A 21,814-nucleotide genomic window follows, 5' to 3' on the forward strand; every position below is an offset into this window, starting at 1 on the left:
ACCACAAAGCCGTCGCGGCCTGACCGTGGCGGCGCTCCCTTACTGGCGGCTGTCCAGTTTCTATCTGTTCTATTTCGCCTTGCTCGGCTCGACGGCGCCGTTTCTGGCGCTGTACTTCGATCACCTCGGATTCAGCGCCGCGCGCATTGGCGAACTGGTCGCCATCCCGATGTTGATGCGCTGCGTGGCGCCTAACATCTGGGGCTGGCTTGGCGATTACACCGGCAGACGCCTGGCCATCGTGCGCTTCGGCGCGGTGTGTACGCTGCTGACCTTCTCGTTGATATTCGTCAGCAAAACCTACGCCTGGCTGGCGATGGTCATGGCGTTGCATGCGTTCTTCTGGCACGCGGTGTTGCCGCAGTTCGAAGTCATCACGCTGGCGCATTTGCAGGGGCAGACCTCCCGTTACAGCCAGATTCGCCTGTGGGGCTCAATCGGCTTCATCATCACCGTGGTTGTGTTGGGGCGCCTGTTCGAGTGGCTTAGTCTGGACATCTACCCGGCAGCGCTGGTGCTGATCATGGCGGGGATCGTGCTCAGCAGTTTGTGGGTACCGAACGCGCAACCGGCGCAGGGCAACCGGCCGACCGGGGAAGGTTTTCTCAAGCAACTGCGCCGTCCTGGCGTGCTGGCGTTTTACGCCAGCGTGGCACTGATGCAGATGAGTCACGGCCCGTATTACACATTTTTGACGTTGCACCTTGAACGACTCGGCTACAGTCGCGGCGTGATCGGCATGCTCTGGGCCGTCGGTGTGGTCGCTGAAGTGCTGATGTTCATGGCCATGAGCCGGATTCTTTCACGCTTCTCCCTGCGCCGAGTCTTGATGGCAAGTTTTCTGCTGGCGGCGCTGCGCTGGGTGCTGCTGGGTTCGTTCGCCGAGTTTCTCTGGGTGCTGTTGTTGGCGCAGGTGCTGCACGCGGCGACCTTCGGCAGTTTTCACGCCGCTGCCATCGCGTTCGTGCAACGTAGCTTCGGCGCGCGCCAGCAAGGACAGGGCCAAGCGTTGTACGCCGCGCTGGCCGGCACCGGAGGCGCGCTCGGCGCACTGTATGCCGGGTACAGCTGGAATACCCTCGGCCCGACATTGACCTTTAGTATTGCCAGTCTCGCGGCGCTCGCGGCTGCCGTTATCATTGCCACACGCATGCAAGAGGACAGCCTGTGAGCCTTGCGCGTGAACAACTCGCCCGGCCAATCGTCGACGCCGGGTGTTTTCTTTATGGTCGAGGCTGGTCTCAGCGGTATCTGAATTTTGTTTGAATGCGAGTTGGAGACCCGCAGCGTCATGAACCACCAAGGCTGACTTCGCCAGAAGTCGCCCATTTACCTGATGAATTGCTGTGCCCGACCGGTCTGAAAAAAACCGGACGGCAAGGCCGATACCGAGGAATTGTCCCAATGAGCAGCCTGTCCGTTTATCACGTCTCAAGCCCCGACATCCCGAACAAGGTGCTGACCCATCTTGAAGACATCGCCGCGACTCTGGCCGAGCAGGGCGTGCGTTTCGACCGCTGGCAAGCCGCCACGAAGATCCAGCCCGGTGCAAGCCAGGAAGAAGTCATCAGCGCGTACCAAGAGCAGATCGACAAACTGATGACCGAGCGCGGTTACATCACGGTCGATGTGATCAGCCTCAATAGCGATCACCCGCAGAAAGCCGAACTGCGCGCCAAGTGCCTTGAAGAACACTGCCATGGCGAAGACGAAGTCCGTTTTTTCGTCGCCGGTCGTGGACTGTTTACCCTGCACATCGACGATTACGTCTACGCCGTACTCTGCGAAAAAAACGACCTGATCTCGGTGCCGGCCGGCACTAAACACTGGTTCGACATGGGTGAACATCCGCACTTCGTGGCGATCCGTCTGTTCAACAACCCCGAAGGCTGGGTCGCCACCTTCACTGGCGAAGACATCGCCGGCCGCTTCCCGCGTCTTGAGGACTGAGCCGAAGACGATAAACGTCATCCATAAAAAAACAGGCCGTGAAGCGCATCCTTCACGGCCTGCTTTGATTTACAGGGTCGAATCAATTACAGCGAGTGATACGTCGGCAGGGCAAAACGCTGCTGGCTCTGCAGCATTGCGATTTGTGGCAGTTCGCTGGCCTGTTCAGCCAGATCACGACGAATTGCACTGATCGCCCACGACAATTGGTCGCCGGCATGCAGTTGCTGATACGTCAGCGCACGCTTGAACACTTTGCCGTCGCTGCTGCGCAGAGTCAGCAGGATCCCGCCATCGGGACGTGGCGTAGTGGTGACTTCGAAGTTGGAGAACAGGGAGGTAAATTTTTCTTGGATCAGGCTCATGTTTTTCAGCTCCGTATGCACTTGAATGGCAAGCATGCAGAGGAGGTTGCAGTGATTGTGCCAGCATGGTTTTTTTTAAAAATACTTATAAATCAATAGTTTATAAAATCGTGAATTTAAACGCGTCGTGCAATCTGCATGAACGGCCATCGTGCATCCTGCATTTTGCGGGATCGCTTGCGAATAAACGGAACCAAATCGCCCCCACAGGATCGCGGCTGCCGGCCAAGGTCCTGCGGATACAAAACATTGCAAAAACCGCGTGTACAGCTTGAGAAGCGCTGGCGTACTTTCGCTCTCGACCTTCGCCTGAAAGTGTCGGTCGCAGCCATCGATTGCCCGAAAAATAAGAATGCCGGCCAGCAAACCAGGGCCGAACGGGAGCTTCCATGAGTCACGCGCCAAGCGACACGATTACCTGGGGCATGATGCTCCGCAAACTGCCGATGATTGCCAAAGCCATTCCGCGAGTGGTCAAAGGCATGAAGGTGGCCAACGTCAAGGATCCGACCCAAAGCTGTGGCCTTGGCTGGACGTTCGAACAAGCGGCTCTGCGTAATCCCGATGGCCTGGCGTTATTGCAGGGCGATGTCTTGCTGACCTATTCGCAGGTCAACCAGTGGGCCAATCGCATCGCCCACTATCTGAACGGGCAGGGGATCGGCAAGGGTGATGTGGTGGCGGTGTTCATTGAAAACCGTCCGGAACTACTGGTGACGATTCTGGCATTGGCCAAGGTCGGCGCCGTCAGCGCACTGCTCAATACCTCGCAGACCCGCGATACGCTGATCCACAGTGTGAATCTGGTGGCGCCGGTGGCGATTGTGGTCGGTGAAGAGTTGGTGTCGGCGTTTGCCGCGGTACGTGATCAAGTGACGATTACGCCAGAGCGCACCTGGTTCGTGGCGGACCACGACACTTACAGCCATCCGGGCATTGCCCCCCAGGGTTACGTCAACCTGATCAGCGCCAGTGTCGACGCTCGCAGCGATAATCCCCCGAGCAGCCAGCAGGTGTTTTTCGACGATCCGTGTTTCTACATCTACACCTCTGGCACGACTGGCCTGCCCAAGGCTGGTGTGTTCAAGCACGGTCGCTGGATGCGCAGTTCGGCCAGCTTCGGCATGATCGCCCTCGACATGGGCCCCGACGATGTCCTCTATTGCACCTTGCCGCTCTATCACGCGACCGGCCTCTGCGTGTGCTGGGGCTCGGCGATCAACGGCGCATCGGGTTTCGCCATCCGCCGCAAATTCAGCGCCAGTCAGTTCTGGAATGACGTGCGCCGCTATCGCGCCACCACTATCGGTTACGTCGGCGAGTTATGCCGTTATCTGGTCGATCAACCGGCCAGCGTCGATGACAATCGCCACGATGTGCGCAAGATGATCGGCAACGGCTTGCGTCCAGGCGCGTGGGCCGAGTTCAAGACGCGGTTCGCGGTCGATCATATCTGTGAACTGTATGCCGCGAGCGACGGCAATATCGGTTTTACCAACATCCTCAACTTCGACAACACCATCGGGTTTTCGCTGATGGCCTGGGAATTGGTGGCCTACGATCATGACAGCGGCGAGCCGATTCGCAGCGACGACGGTTTCATGCGCAAGGTCGGTAAGGGCGAGCAAGGTTTGCTGCTGGCGCGAATCGACGAGAAGGCGCCGCTGGACGGCTACACCGATCCGCAGAAGACCGCCAAAGTCGTGGTACACGATGTGTTCACCAAGGGCGACCGCTTCTTCAACACCGGTGATCTGTTGCGCAACATCGGTTTTGGTCATGCCCAGTTTGTTGATCGCCTCGGCGACACCTATCGCTGGAAAGGTGAAAACGTCTCCACCACCGAAGTTGAAAACCTGTTGCTGCAACATCCGCACATCTCCGAGGCCGTGGCCTACGGCGTGGAAATCCGCAACACCAACGGACGCGCCGGGATGGCAGCGATCACACCTGCCGAATCCCTCGCCACCCTGGACTTCGCCGAACTGCTGACGTTCGCCCGGCAACGCATGCCGGCCTACGCCGTCCCTCTGTTCCTGCGGGTGAAAGTGAAAATGGAAACCACCGGCACCTTCAAATACCAGAAAACGCGGTTGAAAAACGAAGGCTTCGACCCGGGCCTGACGGGAGATGACCCGATCTTCGCCTGGCTGCCTGGCACGCAGACGTATGTGCAGGTGACCGATCAAGTGCTGGCCGACATTCACCAGGGCAAATACCGCTATTGATTCTGGCTATAGCCTTTCTTGAGAAAAAGGGGGTGACAGCTATCGCCGCGCTCGGGAAACTGTCGGCTTTGCGATTAACCGAAAGTGGAGTTGCCCCATGTCCGACCAAAGCCGCCAGATGACCCCTGAAGAGGCTGCCGAATTCACCGAGCAGGTTTTCAACAAGGCGCGCGACGGTGATGCAGTGATGCTGGATCGACTGATCAGCGCCGGCCTGCCGGTGAACCTGAAAAACGCCAAAGGCGACACGTTGCTGATGTTGGCCAGTTACTACGGCCATGTGGAGGCGGTACAGGTGCTGCTTAAACACAAGGCTGACCCGGAGATGCGCAATGGCAACGGCCAGAGCCCGATTGCCGGCGCAGCGTTCAAAGGTGATCTGGCCGTGGTCAAGACACTGGTGGAAGCGGGCGCCGAGATCGAAGGTTCGTCGTTCGACGGTCGTACCGCGTTGATGATGGCGGCAATGTTCAACCGCGTTGAAATCGTCGATTACCTGATCAGCAAAGGTGCCGATCCGCATGCCAAGGACGCCAACGGCGTGACAGCACTGGACGCGGCTCGCACCATGGGTGCGGTCGACACCACCGCGCAGCTGGAAAAACTGTTGAGCTGAAATCAGCTCTGTTGAACTGTGGTGAGGGAGAGAATGCGCTATCCTTCGCGCCCTCGAAATTCACCTTCGCCACAGGATCTGCCCTCATGAAAGCCGCACTCGTCGAACTCATCAGCAAAATCAGCTCCGGCTGCATGGGCGAGGACGAGATCCTGAAAGTGGCCGACGAAGCCGCACAGGCCTACGCCGATGCCGGCGCTTTTCTGACGGCCAACCCGGACATCAACTACGACGACACTTTTCCGATCACGTTGGGCGAGTGGGTGGTGGTCGGCAGCCTGCCGGAAACCGTACTGTTTCAGGCCGACACCTACGTCGATCTGTTCGCGCAGATCGTTGCCTCGTTCGGTCCAGGGGTCGATTTCAACCTCAAGCCCAAGCAATTGGCCAAAACCGAAGCATTGACTGCGCTCAATCGCATTCAGGTGCAGATGAGCAGCCTGAACAAGGAAAACGGCGGTTACACGCTGATGAACTTCAGTCAGTTGCTCGACGACGAGCTGCAAGTCGTACTGGTCTACGGCAACGACGTGCCACGGGTGCTGGCGTTGTGCGCCGAAGTTGGCATCGCCGCTGCGCCATCGCTGGAGGCCTTGAAGGTCGCTGTTCACGTCTGAGGGCAATAAAAGGGAACCCTTCGCGCGACCGTCTATCCTAAAAGTGCATGCCACTATTCTGGAGCGACACCATGGGTTCGACGTTTAACGGTCTGATCGGTCTGATCATTCTTGCCCTCGATATCTGGGCCATCATCAACGTACTGAAAAGCGGCGCCGAGACCGGGATGAAAGTCCTCTGGGTGCTGCTGATCGTCCTTCTGCCGGTGCTGGGCCTGATCATCTGGGCGATTGCCGGGCCACGGGGGAATGTGCGGATCTGAGCCATTCTCGCGAACAACGCAAAACCTGTGAGGTTGTGTTAAGCCGATGGGCGCGCGAAGCGTCCCTTGAACCGGTGGGTGCGGTCTGACAGAAAACCCGTGATCTACGACTGCTTCTAAGTCGATCGGGAATAAATCCCCTTGCCACAAAAGCCTGCTTGCGCATTGGGTGTCTTTTTTTTCATGTTCGCCCGATGCAATCCTTTTGAACGATCAATCCGGCCAAAAGTCGAGATAGAGGTAAGCCCATTTGCGGGTTTGATCGAGGAGGCACCGATGCAAAAGTGGAAAATCACTTTCGTGGACGATCATGGTGAAACTGTTGTTGAGGTCTTCGAGCGCGCCGAATGTCCCAGCGACGATGAGGCCGCTCGACTGATCAAGCAACGGCTCCTGCCTGTTGCCGCCGCACTGGATTTGAACGATCTGGAAGGCCGCACCGCCGATGCGGGTGTCAAAAGTCTGAAAACCCAGAACAGCATCGAAATCCGCAGCATCACCCCCATCTGAAATTCTTCCATCATTATCACGCCAGGCCTTGGCAGCAGCTCTATCTTGGGGCTACTCTGCAAGCGAGATCAGCGAACGGATCGCTAAGGTCTGGTCTTGTCAGCTACATGCTTGTTTCCCGCGTGCAACCAGTTTGCCGAAGTACTTAGGCCCAAGGCCCGGGGCGGGAATACGGAAAGTCTATCCATCATCCGAGGGGGACGATTCATGAGCACAGCCTATCAAGAAGACATCAGCAGCAACGTGCTGCGCCGCATGAAAGAAGGCGGTTTCGATTTTTCCCGATTCCATCCCATCGAGTTCTACGCCATTTTCCCGGACGAGGAGCGGGCGCGCAGGGCGGCAGGCAAGTTTCGCGGTGAATCCATCAATGCCCAGGTCAGTGCGCGCGACGACGGCGCCTGGTCTCTGGAATTAAGCAAAGTGATGTACGCGACTTATGACGATATTGGCGATTTCGAGCAGGGCTTCTCCGCCGTGGTCGAACCGTTGGGTGGCATCATCGAGGGCTGGGGCGTCAAGCAGGAGGTACGCAACCGCTACCGTTTGAACTGATCTCTGGTGTTTTTTGTTGAGCAACGGCTGACCTTCGGGTTGGCCGTTTTCATTTATGGATCTCTTTTGCTTTCAAAACGTTTCACGCACGCAAAAAAAAGCCACCGGAGAGGGTGGCGAAAAGGGAAGACCGATAAATCGATGAAACCGTTCAGGGCCAAGGCTTTAAGGGCTGCACTGGCAGGCCGGATCAATTGAGCTGAAGACCTGCGCGTGGCAGCTCTTTCAGCGGATGCGCGGATTATCCGCCGCTCATGCCGAGCAGTGAAATCAACTCTGACTATGCTGGTGATAGACGACAACACTGCGTCGCAATGAGGCGGGGGCAATCAGGTTGGGGCATTTGTTGCACAGGAATGGTGCGGCACCTGCGGCGTGAATATCCAACTGATTGAAATCAAAGCGTTTATGCCGATGGCACGGGCCTTGCGAAGGCCTGTATGTCCGGGTGACAAGGAGTACGGCATGATCCGCACTTATTTTGATGAAATGTACGATGCCGGCGGCCAGATTCGTCCGCATTACCGGGAGTTTGCCCGGTGGTTGGCCGACACGCCTGACGAGCTGCTGGCCCAACGGCGACGCGAGGCCGATCTGCTGTTCCATCGTGCCGGGATTACCTTCACGCTCTACGGGGACGAGCAAGGCACAGAGCGCCTGATTCCTTTCGATACCATTCCGCGCAGCATCCCCGCCAGCGAATGGCGGATCGTCGAGCGCGGCTGCATCCAGCGGGTCAAGGCGTTGAACATGTTCCTCGCCGACCTTTACCACGAGCAGCGCATCATCAAGGCCGGGATCATTCCCGCCGAGCAGGTGCTGGCCAACGAGCAATATCAGTTGGCGATGCAAGGGCTGGATCTGCACCGCGATATTTATTCGCACATCTCTGGTGTCGATCTGGTGCGCGACGGCGACGGCACCTATTACGTGCTCGAAGACAACCTGCGCACACCGAGCGGCGTGAGCTACATGCTCGAAGACCGAAAGATGATGATGCGATTGTTCCCGGAGCTGTTCGCCGCGCAGCGCATCGCGCCGATCGACCACTACCCGAACCTGTTGCTCGACACCCTGAAAAGCTCAAGCCCGATTGATGACCCGAGTGTGGTGGTGTTGACGCCGGGGCGCTTCAACAGTGCATTCTTCGAGCATGCTTTTCTGGCCCGGGAAATGGGCGTGGAGCTGGTGGAGGGCGCCGATCTGTTCGTGCGCGACGACAAAGTCTTCATGCGCACCACCGATGGGCCAAAAGCGGTCGACGTGATCTACCGCCGTCTCGACGACGCGTTCCTTGATCCGCTGGCGTTCAATCCGGATTCGATGCTGGGTGTGCCGGGGCTGCTGTCGTCCTATCGTTCCGGCAACGTAGTGCTGGCCAACGCCATTGGCACCGGTGTGGCCGACGACAAGTCGGTGTATCCGTTCGTGACCGACATGATTCGTTTCTACCTCGATGAAGAACCGATCCTGAAGAACGTGCCGACCTGGCAATGCCGCAATCCGTCTGAACTTTCCCATGTGCTGGCCAATCTTGCGGATCTGGTGGTCAAGGAAACCCAAGGTTCGGGCGGTTACGGGATGCTGGTGGGGCCGGCAGCGACGACGGCGGAAATCGATGCATTCCGCGAGCGGATCAAAGCCAAGCCCCACGCGTACATCGCGCAACCGACATTGTCGCTGTCGACCTGTCCGACCTTTGTCGAAAACGGTATTGCGCCACGCCACATCGACCTGCGCCCGTTTGTCCTGTCCGGTCGCGAAACGCGGGTTGTGCCAGGCGGTTTGACCCGTGTCGCCCTGCGCGAAGGCTCTCTGGTGGTGAATTCCTCCCAGGGCGGCGGAACCAAGGACACCTGGGTGGTCGAGGATTGAAGGAAGTTTGCCATGTTAAGTAGAACTGCCTCGGATCTGTATTGGATGTCGCGTTACCTGGAGCGAGCGGAAAACCTCGCACGGATGCTCGATATCAGTTATTCGCTGTCGCTGATGCCGCAAGACGGCCGCGGCGATGGTCTGCACGAACTGGCCATGCCGCTGTTGATCACCGGCACACTCGACGATTATCTGGAGCGTCACGGCGCGCTGCATGCCGAACGATTGCTGCACTTTTTCGCCCTCGATGCCGCCAATCCGGCGAGCATCTACAGCTGTCTGGGCGCGGCGCGGGCCAGCGCTCACGCGGTACGTGGACGAATAACGGCTGACATGTGGGAAAACATCAACGCCACTTGGCTGGAGATTCGCGGGATCGCCGAACAGGGGCTGAGCCGCTATGGCATGAGCCGTTTCTGCGAATGGATCAAGGAGCGTTCACACCTGTTCCGTGGGGCGTCCTACGGCACGATCATGCGCAACGATGCGTTTCGCTTCATTCGCTTGGGGACCTTTATCGAGCGCGCGGACAACACCTTGCGCCTGCTCGATGCCCGCTACGAAATGGCGGGTGATCAGGCCGAAGCGGTCAGTGACGGCACTGCTCACGCCTACTATCAGTGGAGTGCTTTGCTCAGGGCTTTGTCGTCGTTTGAGGCCTACACCGAAATCTATCGCGATGCGCCGGGGGCGCGACATGTTGCCGAGTTGCTGCTGTTGCGCGCAGATGTGCCGCGTTCACTGCGTGCCTGCACCGAAGAGATCGATCAGATTCTCGCGCAGTTGCCCGGGGCCAACGGTCGGCCGGCACAACGCCTGGCCGCAGAAATGGACGCACGCCTGCGTTACACCGGCATCAACGAAATCCTCGAGGAAGGCCTGCACGCCTGGCTGACCGAATTCATCCCGCTGGTGCGCCAGTTGGGTAACGCCATTCACAGTTCCTACCTGGAGGCTGCATGAGACTTTCCATTAGCCACGAGACCACCTATCACTACGAAGATCAGGTGCGGGCGAGCATCCAGTACCTGCGGCTGACACCCCATGACAGCGAGCGTCAGCACGTATTGAGCTGGCAACTCGACCTGCCGCGCCCGGTGCGTGCGCAACTCGATCCGTTCGGCAACATCCTGCATGTACTGACCATGGACGAGCCGCACGAAGCGATCATCATCGGCGCCCGTGGTCAGGTGGATATCGATGAGTTGCGCGAGGCAGAGCACGAGAGCCAGTCCGCGTTACCGTTTCTGCGTTTTACTCGACTGACCGAGGCCGACGAGGCGCTGCGTGCGTTCGCCGAAAAAAACTGCAAGCAACGTCGCGACCGCACGGCGTTGATCGATTTGATGCATGGCTTGAACCAGCACATGACGTACACGCCGGGTTCCACTGAAGTGGATACCAGCGCCGCCGAGGCGTTCGCTGGCCGCTCAGGCGTTTGTCAGGATCACGCCCACGCGTTCCTGGCCTGCGCGCGTAGCCTGGGAATCCCGTCGCGGTATGTGTCGGGTTATCTGTATAGCGAGGATTGTGAGCACCTGGCCAGCCATGCCTGGGCTGAGGCGTGGCTGGATGACGCCTGGTACAGCTTTGACGTGACCAATCAACTGGCTCGACCTGAGCGACACCTGAAACTGGCGGTGGGTCTGGATTATCTGGATGCCTGCCCGGTGCGCGGGATGCGCCGTGGTGGTGGGTGTGAGCAGATGCACGCGAAGGTGTTTGTATCGCCGACGCCGGTGCCGGTCATCTCCGTGCAACAGCAATAGGATTGGGGATGCCGCAAATGCTGGCAACCCAGCTGCGCTGATTTTGAATCAGCATTGATCCTGCGGGAGCAGGCTTGCTCGCGAAGAGATCAGTACCGACAACACAAGGCTCAGGGCTTAACCTTGCGCCCAGCCATGTGCTGCAGATACCCGATCAGCATTTGCAAATCCTGGTCGGGCAACACCTCAACTGAAAACCCCGGCATCTTCGCCTGCGGCCACTGACGCAAACTTTGCGGGTCACGAATGTAGCGTTTGAGGAAGTCCGCGCCGAAATACTCGGTCGGGTTAAACGGAATATTCAGATCCGGCCCGAACTGCGCATCTCCCGCACCATTCAATCGGTGGCACGCCAGACAATTTTTCTGAAACAGCGCAAAACCCTGATTCACCGGATCATCGGCTTTCAGCGCAGGGTCAGGCAGCAGGGCAGGGAAGCGTTCGGCCACCGGCGCCATGCGCTTGATGCTTGCCACTTCGAACGGCCATTGCTCCGGGCTGATATTTCCCGCTTGTGGATCGGTCCACACCAGATAGAACGGCCCGGCGCTGTGCTTGCCCTCGGACAGAGGTGGCCATGGTTGGGCCGGATCTTCGATCGCCAGCCATGCGCGCGCGCCTTTGGTGCCGAGCAAGGGCGCAGCAGCCAGTTCGGCGGCAAACCCATCGAGTGCCACTGCTTGCAAGTGATCGTCGGGTTTGATCCCCGTGAGCAAACTAGCCATGGGCACGGCGCGATAGGTCATGTCCTTCTTGTAGGACACATCATTTTTGATCGTGAGGGTTTGTACTTGAGGATGTTTGAGCAACTCCTCGGTCTGCCAGGTGCGGCTGATTTGGCCAAGCCGCAGATCCAGTTGTGCCGCAGCCAAAGGCATGCTCAACAGCAATGCCAAGAACACAATAAGCGCTTTCAAATGATCGTCATCATTGTTGTGGGAGTGCGCAAAGGTTGGCACAAACACGCCGGCCCGGGTAGCGGGCCAGTCACATGTTTAGTGGCGACAAGCCGCGCCTGACGCTTGAGTTCAGCCGATGACCCTGGTCAGGTTCGGCAAAATCAACAACAGCGTCGTGGCGAAAAGAATGAGTCCTGCTTGACGAACTTTCGGTTGTTTGAACATGGCTTGACCGCCTTTATTGTTATTTCCTGATGCTTGCCTGCATATCCATGACGGCAAGCGCTGCACATCCTGTTGAAGCACGCCTGCCCCGGCAAAACCCGACGACCATGACGTACTTGTCTTACATTAGGGCTCGCGTCACGCTTGGCTTAGACCCATTTCATATGTAGTTCATGTCGGTAGCGATTAAAAAGGCATGAGGCTTATTGCCAGCTTCTTTGCCGCCCGCTTGCTAGACAACTCGCCGACCTGAACCGGTTCACCCGGCGGCTGATGACCGTCCGTCTGAGCGTGTGCGTCAAGCGTATTGAGCGCTGGGGTCATTGAATCCGTAGGCGCTCGGGTCAAGAGTGAAGGCACAAGAAATCACTCACCGCACAGGTTCGAGGACGTCATGACCCAAGCTTTGATTTTCGATGCGTTACGCACGCCCCGCGGCAAAGGCAAGGCCGATGGCGCACTGCACAGCGTCAAACCGGTGAATCTGGTGGCCGGCCTGCTGAGTGCTTTGCAAGAGCGAACCTCGCTGGACACCCGCCAGGTCGATGATGTCGTACTCGGCTGCGTCACGCCGATGGGTGATCAAGGCGCTGACATTGCTAAAACGGCCGTGCAGGTGGCCGATTGGGACGTGAGCGTGGCGGGCGTGCAGATCAACCGCTTCTGCGCTTCGGGGCTGGAAGCGGTGAATCTCGGCGCCATGAAAGTGCGCTCGGGTTTTGAAGACCTGGTGGTGGTCGGGGGCGTTGAATCGATGTCGCGTGTGCCGATGGGCAGCGATGGCGGTGCCTGGGCGCTGGATCCGCAGACCAACCTGCACAGCCACTTCACGCCGCAGGGCGTTGGTGCCGATCTGATCGCCACCCTCGAAGGCTTCAGTCGCCAGGACGTCGATGCCTACGCGTTGCACTCGCAACAGAAAGCGGCGCGGGCCAGAGCTGATGGTTCGTTCAATAAGTCGCTGGTGCCCGTTCAGGATCAGAACGGCATCATCCTGCTTGATCACGATGAGTTCATTCGTGCCGAATCGACTCTCGAAGGGCTGGGCAAACTCAAGCCGAGTTTCGAAATGATGGGCCTGATGGGCTTCGACGCCACGGCGCTGCGGGTCTACAGCCATGTCGAGCGGATCAACCATGTACACACACCCGGCAACAGTTCCGGCATTGTCGACGGCGCGGCGCTGATGCTGATCGGCTCCGAAGCCAAGGGCCGGGCGCTGGGCCTGCAGCCTCGGGCGCGAATTGTCGCCACGGCGGTTACCAGCACTGATCCGACCATCATGCTCACCGGCCCCGCGCCGGCCACCCGCAAGGCGTTGGCCAAAGCGCGATTGCGTGTAGAGGAAATCGATCTGTTCGAGGTCAACGAAGCGTTTGCGTCGGTGGTTCTGAAATTCATCAAGGACATGGCCGTCGATCCGGACAAGGTCAACGTCAACGGCGGCTCCATCGCCATGGGCCACCCACTGGGCGCCACCGGTTGCGCGATCCTCGGCACCTTGCTCGATGAACTGGAAGCCCGACGCCTGCGCTATGGCCTGGCGACGCTGTGCGTCGGCGGCGGCATGGGCATTGCCACCATCATCGAACGACTCTGAGCCCCGAATTCAAGGAACTTGTTATGAGCGAAGCCATTCGTTACGAAAAAGGCCAGGACGGGATCGTCGTGCTGACCATCGACATGCCGGGCCAGAGCGCCAACACCATGAACGCCCTCTATCGCGAGGCTATGGCCGCTTGCGTCGCCCGGCTTGTCACTGAAAAAGACCGCATTGCCGGCGTCATCATCACCTCGGCGAAGAAAACCTTCTTTGCAGGTGGCGACCTCAATGAGCTGATCAAGGTCGGTAAGCCAGAAGCCAAAGCGTTCTACGACATGGTGCTGACCCTCAAGGGGCAATTGCGCACTCTGGAAACTTTGGGCAAACCGGTGGTTGCGGCGATCAACGGTGCGGCGCTCGGTGGCGGCTGGGAAATCTGCCTGGCTTGTCATCATCGCGTCGCTTTGGATGACGCGTCGGTGCAACTCGGTTTGCCGGAAGTCACCCTCGGCCTGCTGCCGGGTGGCGGCGGGGTCGTGCGCATGGTGCGAATGCTTGGTATCGAGAAGGCGCTGCCTTATCTGCTGGAGGGTAAAAAAGTGCGTCCGCAGCAAGCGTTGCAAGCCGGTTTGATTGATGAGCTGGCGGCGAATCGCGATGAACTGCTGGCCAAGGCACGCGCCTGGATTGTCGCCAATCCGGAGGTGGTACAGCGCTGGGACGTCAAGGGGTACCAGATTCCCGGCGGTACGCCGTCGAACCCGAAAGTGGCGCAGATGCTGGCAATTGCGCCGTCAATACTGCGGACGAAAACCCAAGGCACGCTGCCAGCGCCGGAAAAGATTCTGTGTGCGGCGGTTGAAGGCGCTCAGGTGGATTTCGATACCGCGCATCTGATCGAAACCCGCTATTTCACCGAGCTGACCACGGGGCAGATTTCGAAAAACCTGATCGGCACGTTCTGGTTTCAGCTCAATGAGATCAATGCCGGTGGGTCGCGGCCGCAGGGGCTTGCGCCGTATAAAACGCAGAAAGTCGGCGTACTCGGTGCGGGGATGATGGGCGCCGGGATCGCTTTTGTCAGCGCCTCGGCGGGCATTGACGTGGTGCTCAAGGACATCAACCTGACCGCGGCCGAGAAGGGCAAAGCGCATTCGGCGGCGCTGCTGGACAAAAAAGTCGCCCGCGGGCAAATGAGTGCTGAACAGCGCGAAGCGGTGCTGACGCGGATTCATGCCACTGAAACCGATGTCGACCTGGCGGGTTGTGATCTGATCATCGAAGCGGTATTCGAGGATCGCGAACTCAAAGCGCAGGTGTCTTCGGCAGCTCAGAAGGTTGTTGGCGCTGATGCCGTGATCGCTTCCAATACTTCAACCTTGCCGATCACCGGTCTGGCGAGTGCCGTCCCCGATCAGAGCAAATTCATCGGCCTGCACTTCTTCAGCCCTGTGGAGAAAATGCCGCTGGTGGAAATCATCAGAGGCGCGCAGACCAGCGACGAAACCCTCGCCCGTGGTTTTGATTTCGTACTGCAAATCAAGAAAACGCCGATTGTGGTCAACGACAGTCGCGGCTTCTTCACGTCGCGCGTGTTCGGCACCTTCACCAATGAAGGCATCGCCATGCTCGGTGAAGGCGTAAGCGCAGCGATGATCGAGACTGAAGCGCGCAAGGCCGGTATGCCGGTCGGGCCTCTGGCGATATCTGACGAAGTTTCCCTCAGCCTGATGAGCCATATCCGCCAACAAACGGCCCAAGACCTGCAAGCTGAAGGGAAACCGCTGATTGAGCACCCGGCCTTCGCCGTGATTGATTTGCTGCTCAACGAATACAAGCGCCCCGGCAAAGCGGCTGGCGGCGGTTTTTATGATTATCCGGCCGGTGGACAGAAGCATTTGTGGCCGCAACTCAAGACCCGTTTCGAGAAGGCTGATGGGCAGATCTCGCCGAAGGATGTACGTGACCGTCTGTTGTTCGTGCAGGCCATCGAAACCGTGCGCTGTGTGGAGGAGGGTGTGCTGACCTCGACGGCGGACGCCAATATTGGTTCGATCTTTGGCATTGGTTTTGCGGCGTGGACCGGTGGTGCGTTGCAATTCATCAATCAATACGGGGTGAAAGACTTCGTTGCCCGTGCGCAGTATCTGGCGGAGCAATATGGCGAGCGTTTTGCACCACCGGCGTTGTTGTTGGAGAAGGCTGCGAAAGGCGAGCTGTTTTAAGTGATGGGGAGAAGGCTGCGGGGCTTGCCTTGTCTGGGTGATTCAGGGCAGGCTCTGGGTGTTCATTATTCCCATCATGTGTCAGGTATTTTTTATGTCGCTACGCATCTGCATTCTGGAAACCGACATCCTGCGTCCGGAACTGGTCGATCAATATCAGGGTTACGGGCAGATGTTTCAGCGCCTGTTCTCGCAGCAACCGATCGCCGCCGAGTTCGCCGTCTACAACGTGATGCAGGGCGAATACCCGAGCGACGACCTGACGTTCGATGCGTACCTGGTCACCGGCAGCAAGGCTGATTCCTTCGGTACCGACCCGTGGATTCAAACCCTCAAGCAATACCTGCTGAGCCGCTACGAACGTGGCGACAAACTGCTCGGTGTGTGCTTTGGCCACCAACTGCTGGCACTGCTGCTGGGTGGCAAGAGCGAACGCGCGGCTCAGGGGTGGGGCGTTGGTACCCACAACTACAAACTCGCGGCCAGGGCGCCGTGGATGAACCCGGTGCGTGAGGAACTCACACTGCTGATCAGCCACCAGGATCAGGTGACGGCGCTACCGGAAAACGCCACGGTCATCGCTTCCAGCGACTTCTGCCCGTTTGCGGCGTACCACATCAATGATCAGGTGCTGTGCTTCCAGGGCCATCCGGAATTCATTCACGATTATTCGCGTGCGCTGCTCGAACTGCGTCAGGACGCGTTGGGTACGCAGATTTACAGCAAAGGCGTGGCCAGCCTTGAGCAGGAGCATCATGGCGCTACGGTCGCGGAGTGGATGATGCGCTTTGTGGCGCACAAGCCAGAAGCTAAAGCTGTTTAAAATCTGACGCGGCATCTGTGGTAAGGGAGCATTCCCTTACCACAGCACTACAACCAGCCTGATTTCTTGAAACTTGCCCACAAACTCACACATCCCACCGTAATAAACCCCAGAACACCGAAGTAACCGTAGTGCCAGCTCAACTCGGGCATGTTCTGAAAATTCATCCCGTAGATCCCCGCCACTGCCGTCGGGAACGCCAGAATCGCGGCCCACGCCGCAAATTTGCGCTGCACCACGCTTTGTCTTGACGCTTCAAGCAATACACCGACTTCGATGGTCTGGCTGGCGATTTCCGCCAGTGTAGTCAGGTCTTCCATCTGTCTTGTGACATGGATTTGCACATCGCGGAAGTACGGGCGCATGTTCTTGTCGATAAACGGAAAGCTCAGTCGTTGCAGTTCTTCGCCGATTTCCACCATCGGCGCCGCGTACCGGCGCAGGCGCACTACGTCGCGGCGCAATCCATGAAGCCTTTGAATGTCGTGTTCGTTCAGCGCACTGCACAGCACATTGCGCTCAAGTTCATCAATTTCGGCATGGATCGCCTCGCCTACGGGCTGGTAGTTCTCGATCACAAAGTCGAGTAGCGCATAGAGGACGAAGTCTTCTCCATGCTCCAGCAACAGTGGGCGTGCTTCACACCGTTGACGGACATGGGCGTACGACGCCGAGTGGCCGTTGCGCGCGGTAATGATGTAGCCCTTGCCGGCGAAGATGTGGGTTTCGATGAATTGCAAAATCCCGTGTTCGCGGATTGGCGAGTACGTAACGATAAACAATGCGTCGCCAAAGGTTTCCAGTTTTGGCCGGCTGTGTTTTTCCAGGGCATCTTCGATGGCCAGTTCGTGCAGGTTGAACTGGCGTTGCAGGTTGGACAATTCCTTTGCGTTCGGCTCTTCGAGGCCGATCCAGACAAAGTGGCCGGTTTTGGCGGCCCAGGCGGCGCCTTCATCAAGGGAAATACTGGTGACTTTCTTACCCGCGCTGTACACCGCAGCAGCAACAACTCGACCCATGGTGGTGGTTCACTTCTTCTTGGCAGATGACAGGGATTGCACGGCTTCAGCTTAGCCGTGTCGCTGCTTGAGAGTCAGTGAAATCAGCACAGTTCACCGCATAAAAGAAAACCCGCACGGGGCGGGTTTATTTGGTCAGGCGGCTTGCAGTTGCCGATCCATCGATTCGATGCATTCGCGCATTTGCTCGCGGCACTGGCTGATGAGCATGGGCATGTCGTCCATGGTCAGTCCAGCGGTAGGAATTGCCGGCAACGAGCGTATGAGAACTTTCCCGCTGCGCCAGCGATTCAAACGCATGTGCCTGATGTAGCTGCTGACACACACTGGAACGATCGGTACGCCCGCGGCAATCGCCATCTGGAACGCGCCTTTCTTGAACGGCAACAGTTCTTCACCGAGGTTACGCGTGCCCTCCGGGAACACCCAGATCGACGTGTCTTCGTTCTGCAAGGTATGCGTGGTGGTGAGCATTGACTGGCGCGCTTTGTGCGCATTGCCACGGTCAATCAAAACGTTGCCGGCCAGCCAGAACAATTGCCCGAACAGCGGCACCCACTTCAGGCTCTTCTTGCCGATGCAGACGGTGCGGCGCGGCACGACATTGCCGAACACGAACAAATCATAGTTGGATTGATGATTGGCGATGATCACGCAACTGTCAGGCTTGCTCATCAAGCCGCTGACGTCGGACTTCACTCGCAGACGCAAAATGCACATCGCCGGCAAGGCGTAGAGGCGGGCGCATAAACGGCTGTTGTCCGGATTGAATGGGCGGCACAACCCGAGGATCACCCCCAGCACGCCGGCTAAAATAAAGTGCAGGCTCATCAATAACATACGAAACATGAACAGCATTTTAAGGCCCCACCGGCACAAAAGGTGGCGCAGTGTACGGATGTGCACTGTTTTCGGCAATTGCCGCTATAGAGGCAGGAGATAGGCGATGTTTAAGCGCATGTTTCGGATTTGTTTGTCAGACGCGTCCTAGAGCAGCCGTGGCGCTTTCAACGGAGCTTGCAGGAAAAAGCCCGACACGACGGCCGGGCTTTTCTTCAATGCTGGAACCGGGTGATTAACCCAGATGCTCCTGATCCTGGATGATGGCGTTATCCAGGGTTTCCAGCAGAGCCTTACGCACCTTCAGCTTGGTGTTTTTGTGCGCAGTCATGTTGATCTTCTTCAACTGACGCGCGGCAGCGAGTGCGGCACCTTGCAACTCCTCGGCGCAAACCACCTTGTCGAGGAAACCGGCATCCACAGCGCTTTTCGGATCAAACATCTCACCGTTGATCACCGAACGGTGGAATGCCGAACGACGCAGTCGATCACGCGCCAGTTCGATACCGGCGTGGTGCATGGTCATGCCGATCTGCACTTCGTTCAGACCAATGCTGAATGGGCCATCGACGCCGATGCGGTAGTCGGCGGACAACAGAATGAAGGCACCCTTGGCCACGGCATGACCCGGGCAAGCGACGATCACCGGGAACGGGTGAGAGAGCAGACGGCGAGCCAACGTCGAACCTGCGGTCACCAGCGACACGGCTTCTTTAGGGCCAGCGGTCATCACCTTCAGGTCATAACCACCCGACAGAATGCCCGGCTGACCGGTAATGATCACGATGGCACGATCAGTCACAGCCTGATCCAGCGCCGCATTGAACGCCGCAATCACGTCCGGGGAAATGGCATTGACCTTGCCGTTGCTCAAGGTCAGGGTCGCGATACCGTCTTCGAGGTGGTAGGAAATCAACTCACTCATGACGCTATTCCTTGTAAGAAAGATGGGCAGACGTTACTCACCGACGCAAGCCAGGTAAAGCGCCGTGACTGACCCGCCAGTCACCGTTTCCCGGCTTGCCCAGCGTAGCGCGCCACATGGCTGGCGCTTCGCCTTCTATATAGAAAGGCCGCGCCCACCGAAGATTGGCCGGTTTGCCATGGCCTGTCGGAGCGTGGAAACGACTTCTTCTCTTAACCGCATGAAAATTCTGAAAAAAAGTTTGCCATCGGAAAAGCTTTCGACTACATTAGCGCGCCTCGACAGACAGAACATGTTTGAAGAGATACGGTGAAGTGTCCGAGTGGCTTAAGGAGCACGCCTGGAAAGTGTGTATACAGGAAACTGTATCGAGAGTTCGAATCTCTCCTTCACCGCCACATTCAGTAAACACAAACCCCTGATTTTCCTAGAGAAAGTCGGGGGTTTGTGGTTTTTGGCGTCTGGAAAAGGGCGATATGGGAACGATATGGGACTGGACGCCTATTTTTGGCCTCTCATTGTTGTGCCTTGGTGCCGCTTGGTGCCGCTTGGTGACTGCCCCGAGAATGGCGAGAGGGCGAATCGTTCACAGATTAAAAACGGCCTAGAGAGGCCAATCGACTGATCCGGTGGCGGCGGCTAAAAGCCGATTAGCCTGCTTACTATCCGCGCCAATGGTGGCGCCATGTGTGGGGAATTTCAGTCTTGTCGGTTTGTAGAACCAACCGTTACACAATAAAAATTTGGTTATTCATAGCAGCATTTTGATGCCGAATAAGTATTGCCTACTGTCAGGTTTGACAGGTGCCACTCTCCATGCTTTCAGTGATTATTTAGCGGCTTGATCATGTTAATTATCTTGGAGGTAAAAGTTTATGGAAAAAATAATTAGCGTAAATGAATTCAACTATTTAATCTCAAGAGAAGAGACTAAGGGTTCTCTGCGATCGTTATCGATTGAAGATGAGCGTTTATCAACGGGGCAACGTGTCAAAGTTGAATATGAGGGCGCGGTTTATACAGGTAGTGTGACGGATTATTTTACAACTTCTAGCGGGGACTATGCGCTAGGGGTAAATATTGATGTTGATGCCGGGCTGCAGGTTAAATACTTTCTTGCTCGGAAAGAACCAGTAATTACACGTTTGTAAAGGAAGTCTGCATGAGGTGTCTGAGCAATCCATTTTTGATTAAATCAAGGTTGGCATCTGTAAAGCCCAGCACCTCACGCTGTTCATAACGCACCTCTGTCGTCATGCGCTCGGCGCAATCCTTTCCGCGCAGCTTATGCTTTTTCCGCCGCGCGTATTTGAATGATTCGTTGCCGCTGGCTGCGTCGCAACGTTTGACCGAGATTGCGGGCCAGTTTGTTGCGTGATGCCGGTTCAAGCTGTCCAAGCAATCCTGCTGCCCAATCCTCCAGCGTTGGTTGGTCATTTCGGTAGCCCCCATTCGCTACCGGTGCCCTGAGCGCCAGGTATTCAGTTCGGATGAGGAATTTGGCAGTTCGTTGGAGTTCCCCTGAATAACGGATAGTGGTGTTGCCCCAATCGTCTTTGCCCAACACTACGCGCTCGATCAGGGGCAAAGTCAGGCTCGAGAATGTCTGCCTTGAACTGAATGCCATCCGCGGCTTTGCTGAGGTTCTCCAGCAACTCGGATTGGTGGACGCTCAACCAACCAAACAAGTGCAACATGACGCTGTCGGGATGACCGGCGAAGTCGATGAAGATGACTTGCAGATCGAAACTGTATTCGAAAGAGAGCGTCTGCGCGGCGATGTAACGAACCTTGCCATTGTCGATGAAAATCAACAGTCGGTCGGGGTTGTTCATGGCTTGGCCTGATGATGTTGGTAATTCATGTCCGCTCTACCTTGCGGGTGAAAAACGTCTTGGCTGCTCGGGGTTGGCTTCGAGTACTGCTTAGGTCACGCCGGCGGTGCGGCCTTAGTGACGCCAGCACAGTTCGTCGATGCTTGGGATCAGGTCGTCGGCGTTCTGGTTACCGCTGTTGGTGCTGTCATGGGAGCGGTAGTCGACATTTTCAGCATCGTTTTGCGCCAGTAGCGATGTGCCATATTGCGTGATGGCAATGCGTCATCACGCGCTTCTAAAAGTTCAATGATTATACAAAAATAAAAAGTTGTACAAGTTTTCCTAAAGTTTATAGCATCCCTTCCAGATACCTTTGCTGAATCGATCAACCTTGCGTGCAGGCACCCTGTTTGCGACGTGTTGGTTTGTCTGCCGATGCTCGCGTCGGGTTTCTCTTTGATGCATCAACAGCATCGCATTTTGCATTTCCGGGACAGCTGGAGTGTTCCGTAACACGCCTTGGATGACGACCCCCGAATATCTGGACGGTGACTGCAGTTGCCGAAGATCTATTTTTTGTGCCTGACGTTTCGCGTCAGGGCGTTTGAGGCTGAATATGGCAGTAGCCCCCGGTGTCAGGATAGTTGTCGCCTCTCCGGTTTTTCCAAAAAAAGCATATCGGGGGCGGAAAGAGACTGGTCGTGCCGTACTATTCACCTGAACGCAGAGCCGCATTACTTAAGATGCTGC

At 57.2% G+C, this 21,814-nt stretch carries 22 protein-coding genes, 1 tRNA gene and 2 pseudogenes; 18 read left to right on the top strand and 7 right to left on the bottom strand.

Features of this window, described 5'->3' with window-relative positions:
- Window positions 1-25 precede the first annotated feature (25 nt).
- The 3 genes and pseudogenes from AACY02_RS22675 to AACY02_RS22685 all read left to right on the top strand — a co-directional run bounded on the left by AACY02_RS22675 (window position 26) and on the right by AACY02_RS22685 (window position 1,950).
- Window positions 26-1,171 (top strand): MFS transporter, encoded by a 1,146-nt coding sequence (locus AACY02_RS22675; protein WP_339433869.1) that lies wholly within the window; start codon window positions 26-28, stop codon window positions 1,169-1,171.
- Window positions 1,168-1,242: pseudogene (locus AACY02_RS22680) on the top strand (methylthioribulose 1-phosphate dehydratase); the annotation flags it as partial. The gene AACY02_RS22675 and the pseudogene AACY02_RS22680, both read left to right, overlap by 4 nt.
- A 162-nt stretch (window positions 1,243-1,404) precedes the next feature.
- Window positions 1,405-1,950: a 1,2-dihydroxy-3-keto-5-methylthiopentene dioxygenase gene (locus tag AACY02_RS22685; protein ID WP_339433870.1), complete on the top strand. Its 546-nt coding sequence runs from the start codon at window positions 1,405-1,407 to the stop codon at window positions 1,948-1,950.
- 86 nt (window positions 1,951-2,036) lie between these two features.
- Here the strand turns inward: AACY02_RS22685 and AACY02_RS22690 are convergent, their stop codons facing one another.
- Window positions 2,037-2,315, bottom strand: a complete 279-nt coding sequence (locus AACY02_RS22690) for a DUF3509 domain-containing protein (protein ID WP_339433871.1) — start codon at window positions 2,313-2,315, stop codon at window positions 2,037-2,039.
- Window positions 2,316-2,704: 389 nt separating this feature from the next.
- Between AACY02_RS22690 and AACY02_RS22695 the strand changes: the two genes are divergently transcribed.
- The 9 genes from AACY02_RS22695 (at window position 2,705) to AACY02_RS22735 (ending at window position 10,748) form a co-directional block, all read left to right on the top strand.
- Window positions 2,705-4,543, top strand: coding sequence for a long-chain-acyl-CoA synthetase (locus tag AACY02_RS22695; RefSeq protein ID WP_339433872.1), 1,839 nt, complete (start codon window positions 2,705-2,707; stop codon window positions 4,541-4,543).
- Between the two features lie 97 nt (window positions 4,544-4,640).
- Window positions 4,641-5,159, top strand: a complete 519-nt coding sequence (locus tag AACY02_RS22700; protein ID WP_339433873.1) for an ankyrin repeat domain-containing protein — start codon at window positions 4,641-4,643, stop codon at window positions 5,157-5,159.
- A gap of 86 nt (window positions 5,160-5,245) precedes the next feature.
- A complete protein-coding gene (locus tag AACY02_RS22705) occupies window positions 5,246-5,776 on the top strand; it encodes a hypothetical protein (RefSeq protein ID WP_221733908.1) in 531 nt (176 codons plus the stop codon).
- A 71-nt stretch (window positions 5,777-5,847) separates the two neighbouring features.
- Window positions 5,848-6,039 (top strand): PLDc N-terminal domain-containing protein, encoded by a 192-nt coding sequence (locus tag AACY02_RS22710; protein ID WP_221733907.1) that lies wholly within the window; start codon window positions 5,848-5,850, stop codon window positions 6,037-6,039.
- A 276-nt stretch (window positions 6,040-6,315) separates the two neighbouring features.
- The gene (locus tag AACY02_RS22715; protein ID WP_221733906.1) at window positions 6,316-6,549 is read left to right on the top strand and encodes a hypothetical protein; all 234 of its coding nucleotides are present in this window, start codon (window positions 6,316-6,318) and stop codon (window positions 6,547-6,549) included.
- Window positions 6,550-6,756: 207 nt separating this feature from the next.
- Window positions 6,757-7,104, top strand: coding sequence for a ribonuclease E inhibitor RraB (locus AACY02_RS22720; RefSeq protein ID WP_003223226.1), 348 nt, complete (start codon window positions 6,757-6,759; stop codon window positions 7,102-7,104).
- Between the two features lie 465 nt (window positions 7,105-7,569).
- Window positions 7,570-8,979: a circularly permuted type 2 ATP-grasp protein gene (locus tag AACY02_RS22725; protein ID WP_339433874.1), complete on the top strand. Its 1,410-nt coding sequence runs from the start codon at window positions 7,570-7,572 to the stop codon at window positions 8,977-8,979.
- 12 nt (window positions 8,980-8,991) lie between these two features.
- The gene (locus AACY02_RS22730; RefSeq protein ID WP_007914063.1) at window positions 8,992-9,942 is read left to right on the top strand and encodes an alpha-E domain-containing protein; all 951 of its coding nucleotides are present in this window, start codon (window positions 8,992-8,994) and stop codon (window positions 9,940-9,942) included.
- A complete protein-coding gene (locus tag AACY02_RS22735; protein WP_221733904.1) occupies window positions 9,939-10,748 on the top strand; it encodes a transglutaminase family protein in 810 nt (269 codons plus the stop codon). Before AACY02_RS22730 ends, AACY02_RS22735 begins: the two co-directional genes overlap by 4 nt.
- Before the next feature lie 110 nt (window positions 10,749-10,858).
- On the opposite strand, the gene AACY02_RS22740 is transcribed toward AACY02_RS22735, so the two are convergent.
- Entirely contained in the window at window positions 10,859-11,626 is a 768-nt protein-coding gene (locus AACY02_RS22740; protein ID WP_339433882.1) for a c-type cytochrome, read from the bottom strand.
- A gap of 640 nt (window positions 11,627-12,266) precedes the next feature.
- On the opposite strand from AACY02_RS22740, the gene AACY02_RS22745 reads away from it, so the two are divergent.
- The 3 genes from AACY02_RS22745 to AACY02_RS22755 all read left to right on the top strand — a co-directional run bounded on the left by AACY02_RS22745 (window position 12,267) and on the right by AACY02_RS22755 (window position 16,463).
- Window positions 12,267-13,472, top strand: a complete 1,206-nt coding sequence (locus AACY02_RS22745) for an acetyl-CoA C-acetyltransferase (RefSeq protein ID WP_339433875.1) — start codon at window positions 12,267-12,269, stop codon at window positions 13,470-13,472.
- A 23-nt stretch (window positions 13,473-13,495) separates the two neighbouring features.
- On the top strand, window positions 13,496-15,640 hold the full coding sequence (locus AACY02_RS22750; protein ID WP_339433876.1) for a 3-hydroxyacyl-CoA dehydrogenase NAD-binding domain-containing protein: 2,145 nt from the start codon (window positions 13,496-13,498) through the stop codon (window positions 15,638-15,640).
- A gap of 94 nt (window positions 15,641-15,734) precedes the next feature.
- On the top strand, window positions 15,735-16,463 hold the full coding sequence (locus tag AACY02_RS22755; RefSeq protein ID WP_339433877.1) for an amidotransferase: 729 nt from the start codon (window positions 15,735-15,737) through the stop codon (window positions 16,461-16,463).
- A 47-nt stretch (window positions 16,464-16,510) separates the two neighbouring features.
- Here the strand turns inward: AACY02_RS22755 and AACY02_RS22760 are convergent, their stop codons facing one another.
- The 3 genes from AACY02_RS22760 to AACY02_RS22770 all read right to left on the bottom strand — a co-directional run bounded on the left by AACY02_RS22760 (window position 16,511) and on the right by AACY02_RS22770 (window position 19,247).
- The gene (locus AACY02_RS22760; RefSeq protein WP_339433878.1) at window positions 16,511-17,482 is read right to left on the bottom strand and encodes a magnesium and cobalt transport protein CorA; all 972 of its coding nucleotides are present in this window, start codon (window positions 17,480-17,482) and stop codon (window positions 16,511-16,513) included.
- A gap of 135 nt (window positions 17,483-17,617) precedes the next feature.
- Window positions 17,618-18,340, bottom strand: coding sequence for a 1-acylglycerol-3-phosphate O-acyltransferase (locus AACY02_RS22765; RefSeq protein WP_339433879.1), 723 nt, complete (start codon window positions 18,338-18,340; stop codon window positions 17,618-17,620).
- A 217-nt stretch (window positions 18,341-18,557) separates the two neighbouring features.
- A complete protein-coding gene (locus AACY02_RS22770) occupies window positions 18,558-19,247 on the bottom strand; it encodes a crotonase/enoyl-CoA hydratase family protein (protein WP_221733898.1) in 690 nt (229 codons plus the stop codon).
- A 64-nt stretch (window positions 19,248-19,311) separates the two neighbouring features.
- Here AACY02_RS22770 and AACY02_RS22775 point away from each other — a divergent pair, with 64 nt between their 5' ends.
- The 3 genes from AACY02_RS22775 to AACY02_RS22785 all read left to right on the top strand — a co-directional run bounded on the left by AACY02_RS22775 (window position 19,312) and on the right by AACY02_RS22785 (window position 20,398).
- Window positions 19,312-19,560 (top strand): hypothetical protein, encoded by a 249-nt coding sequence (locus AACY02_RS22775; protein WP_339433880.1) that lies wholly within the window; start codon window positions 19,312-19,314, stop codon window positions 19,558-19,560.
- Window positions 19,556-19,645 (top strand) — tRNA-Ser (locus AACY02_RS22780). Before AACY02_RS22775 ends, AACY02_RS22780 begins: the two co-directional genes overlap by 5 nt.
- 477 nt (window positions 19,646-20,122) lie before the next feature.
- Window positions 20,123-20,398, top strand: a complete 276-nt coding sequence (locus AACY02_RS22785) for a hypothetical protein (RefSeq protein ID WP_339433881.1) — start codon at window positions 20,123-20,125, stop codon at window positions 20,396-20,398.
- On the opposite strand, the gene AACY02_RS22790 is transcribed toward AACY02_RS22785, so the two are convergent.
- Window positions 20,385-20,684, bottom strand: a complete 300-nt coding sequence (locus AACY02_RS22790) for a hypothetical protein (protein WP_445261962.1) — start codon at window positions 20,682-20,684, stop codon at window positions 20,385-20,387. The genes AACY02_RS22785 and AACY02_RS22790 overlap by 14 nt on opposite strands.
- Window positions 20,681-21,082 (bottom strand): annotated as a pseudogene (locus AACY02_RS22795) (phage tail protein). The gene AACY02_RS22790 and the pseudogene AACY02_RS22795 overlap by 4 nt, the downstream one beginning before the upstream one ends.
- Window positions 21,083-21,814: the final 732 nt, after the last annotated feature.

Source organism: Pseudomonas sp. EA_65y_Pfl2_P78, assembly GCF_963970495.1.
In the GTDB taxonomy this organism is placed as follows: domain Bacteria; phylum Pseudomonadota; class Gammaproteobacteria; order Pseudomonadales; family Pseudomonadaceae; genus Aquipseudomonas; species Aquipseudomonas baetica_A.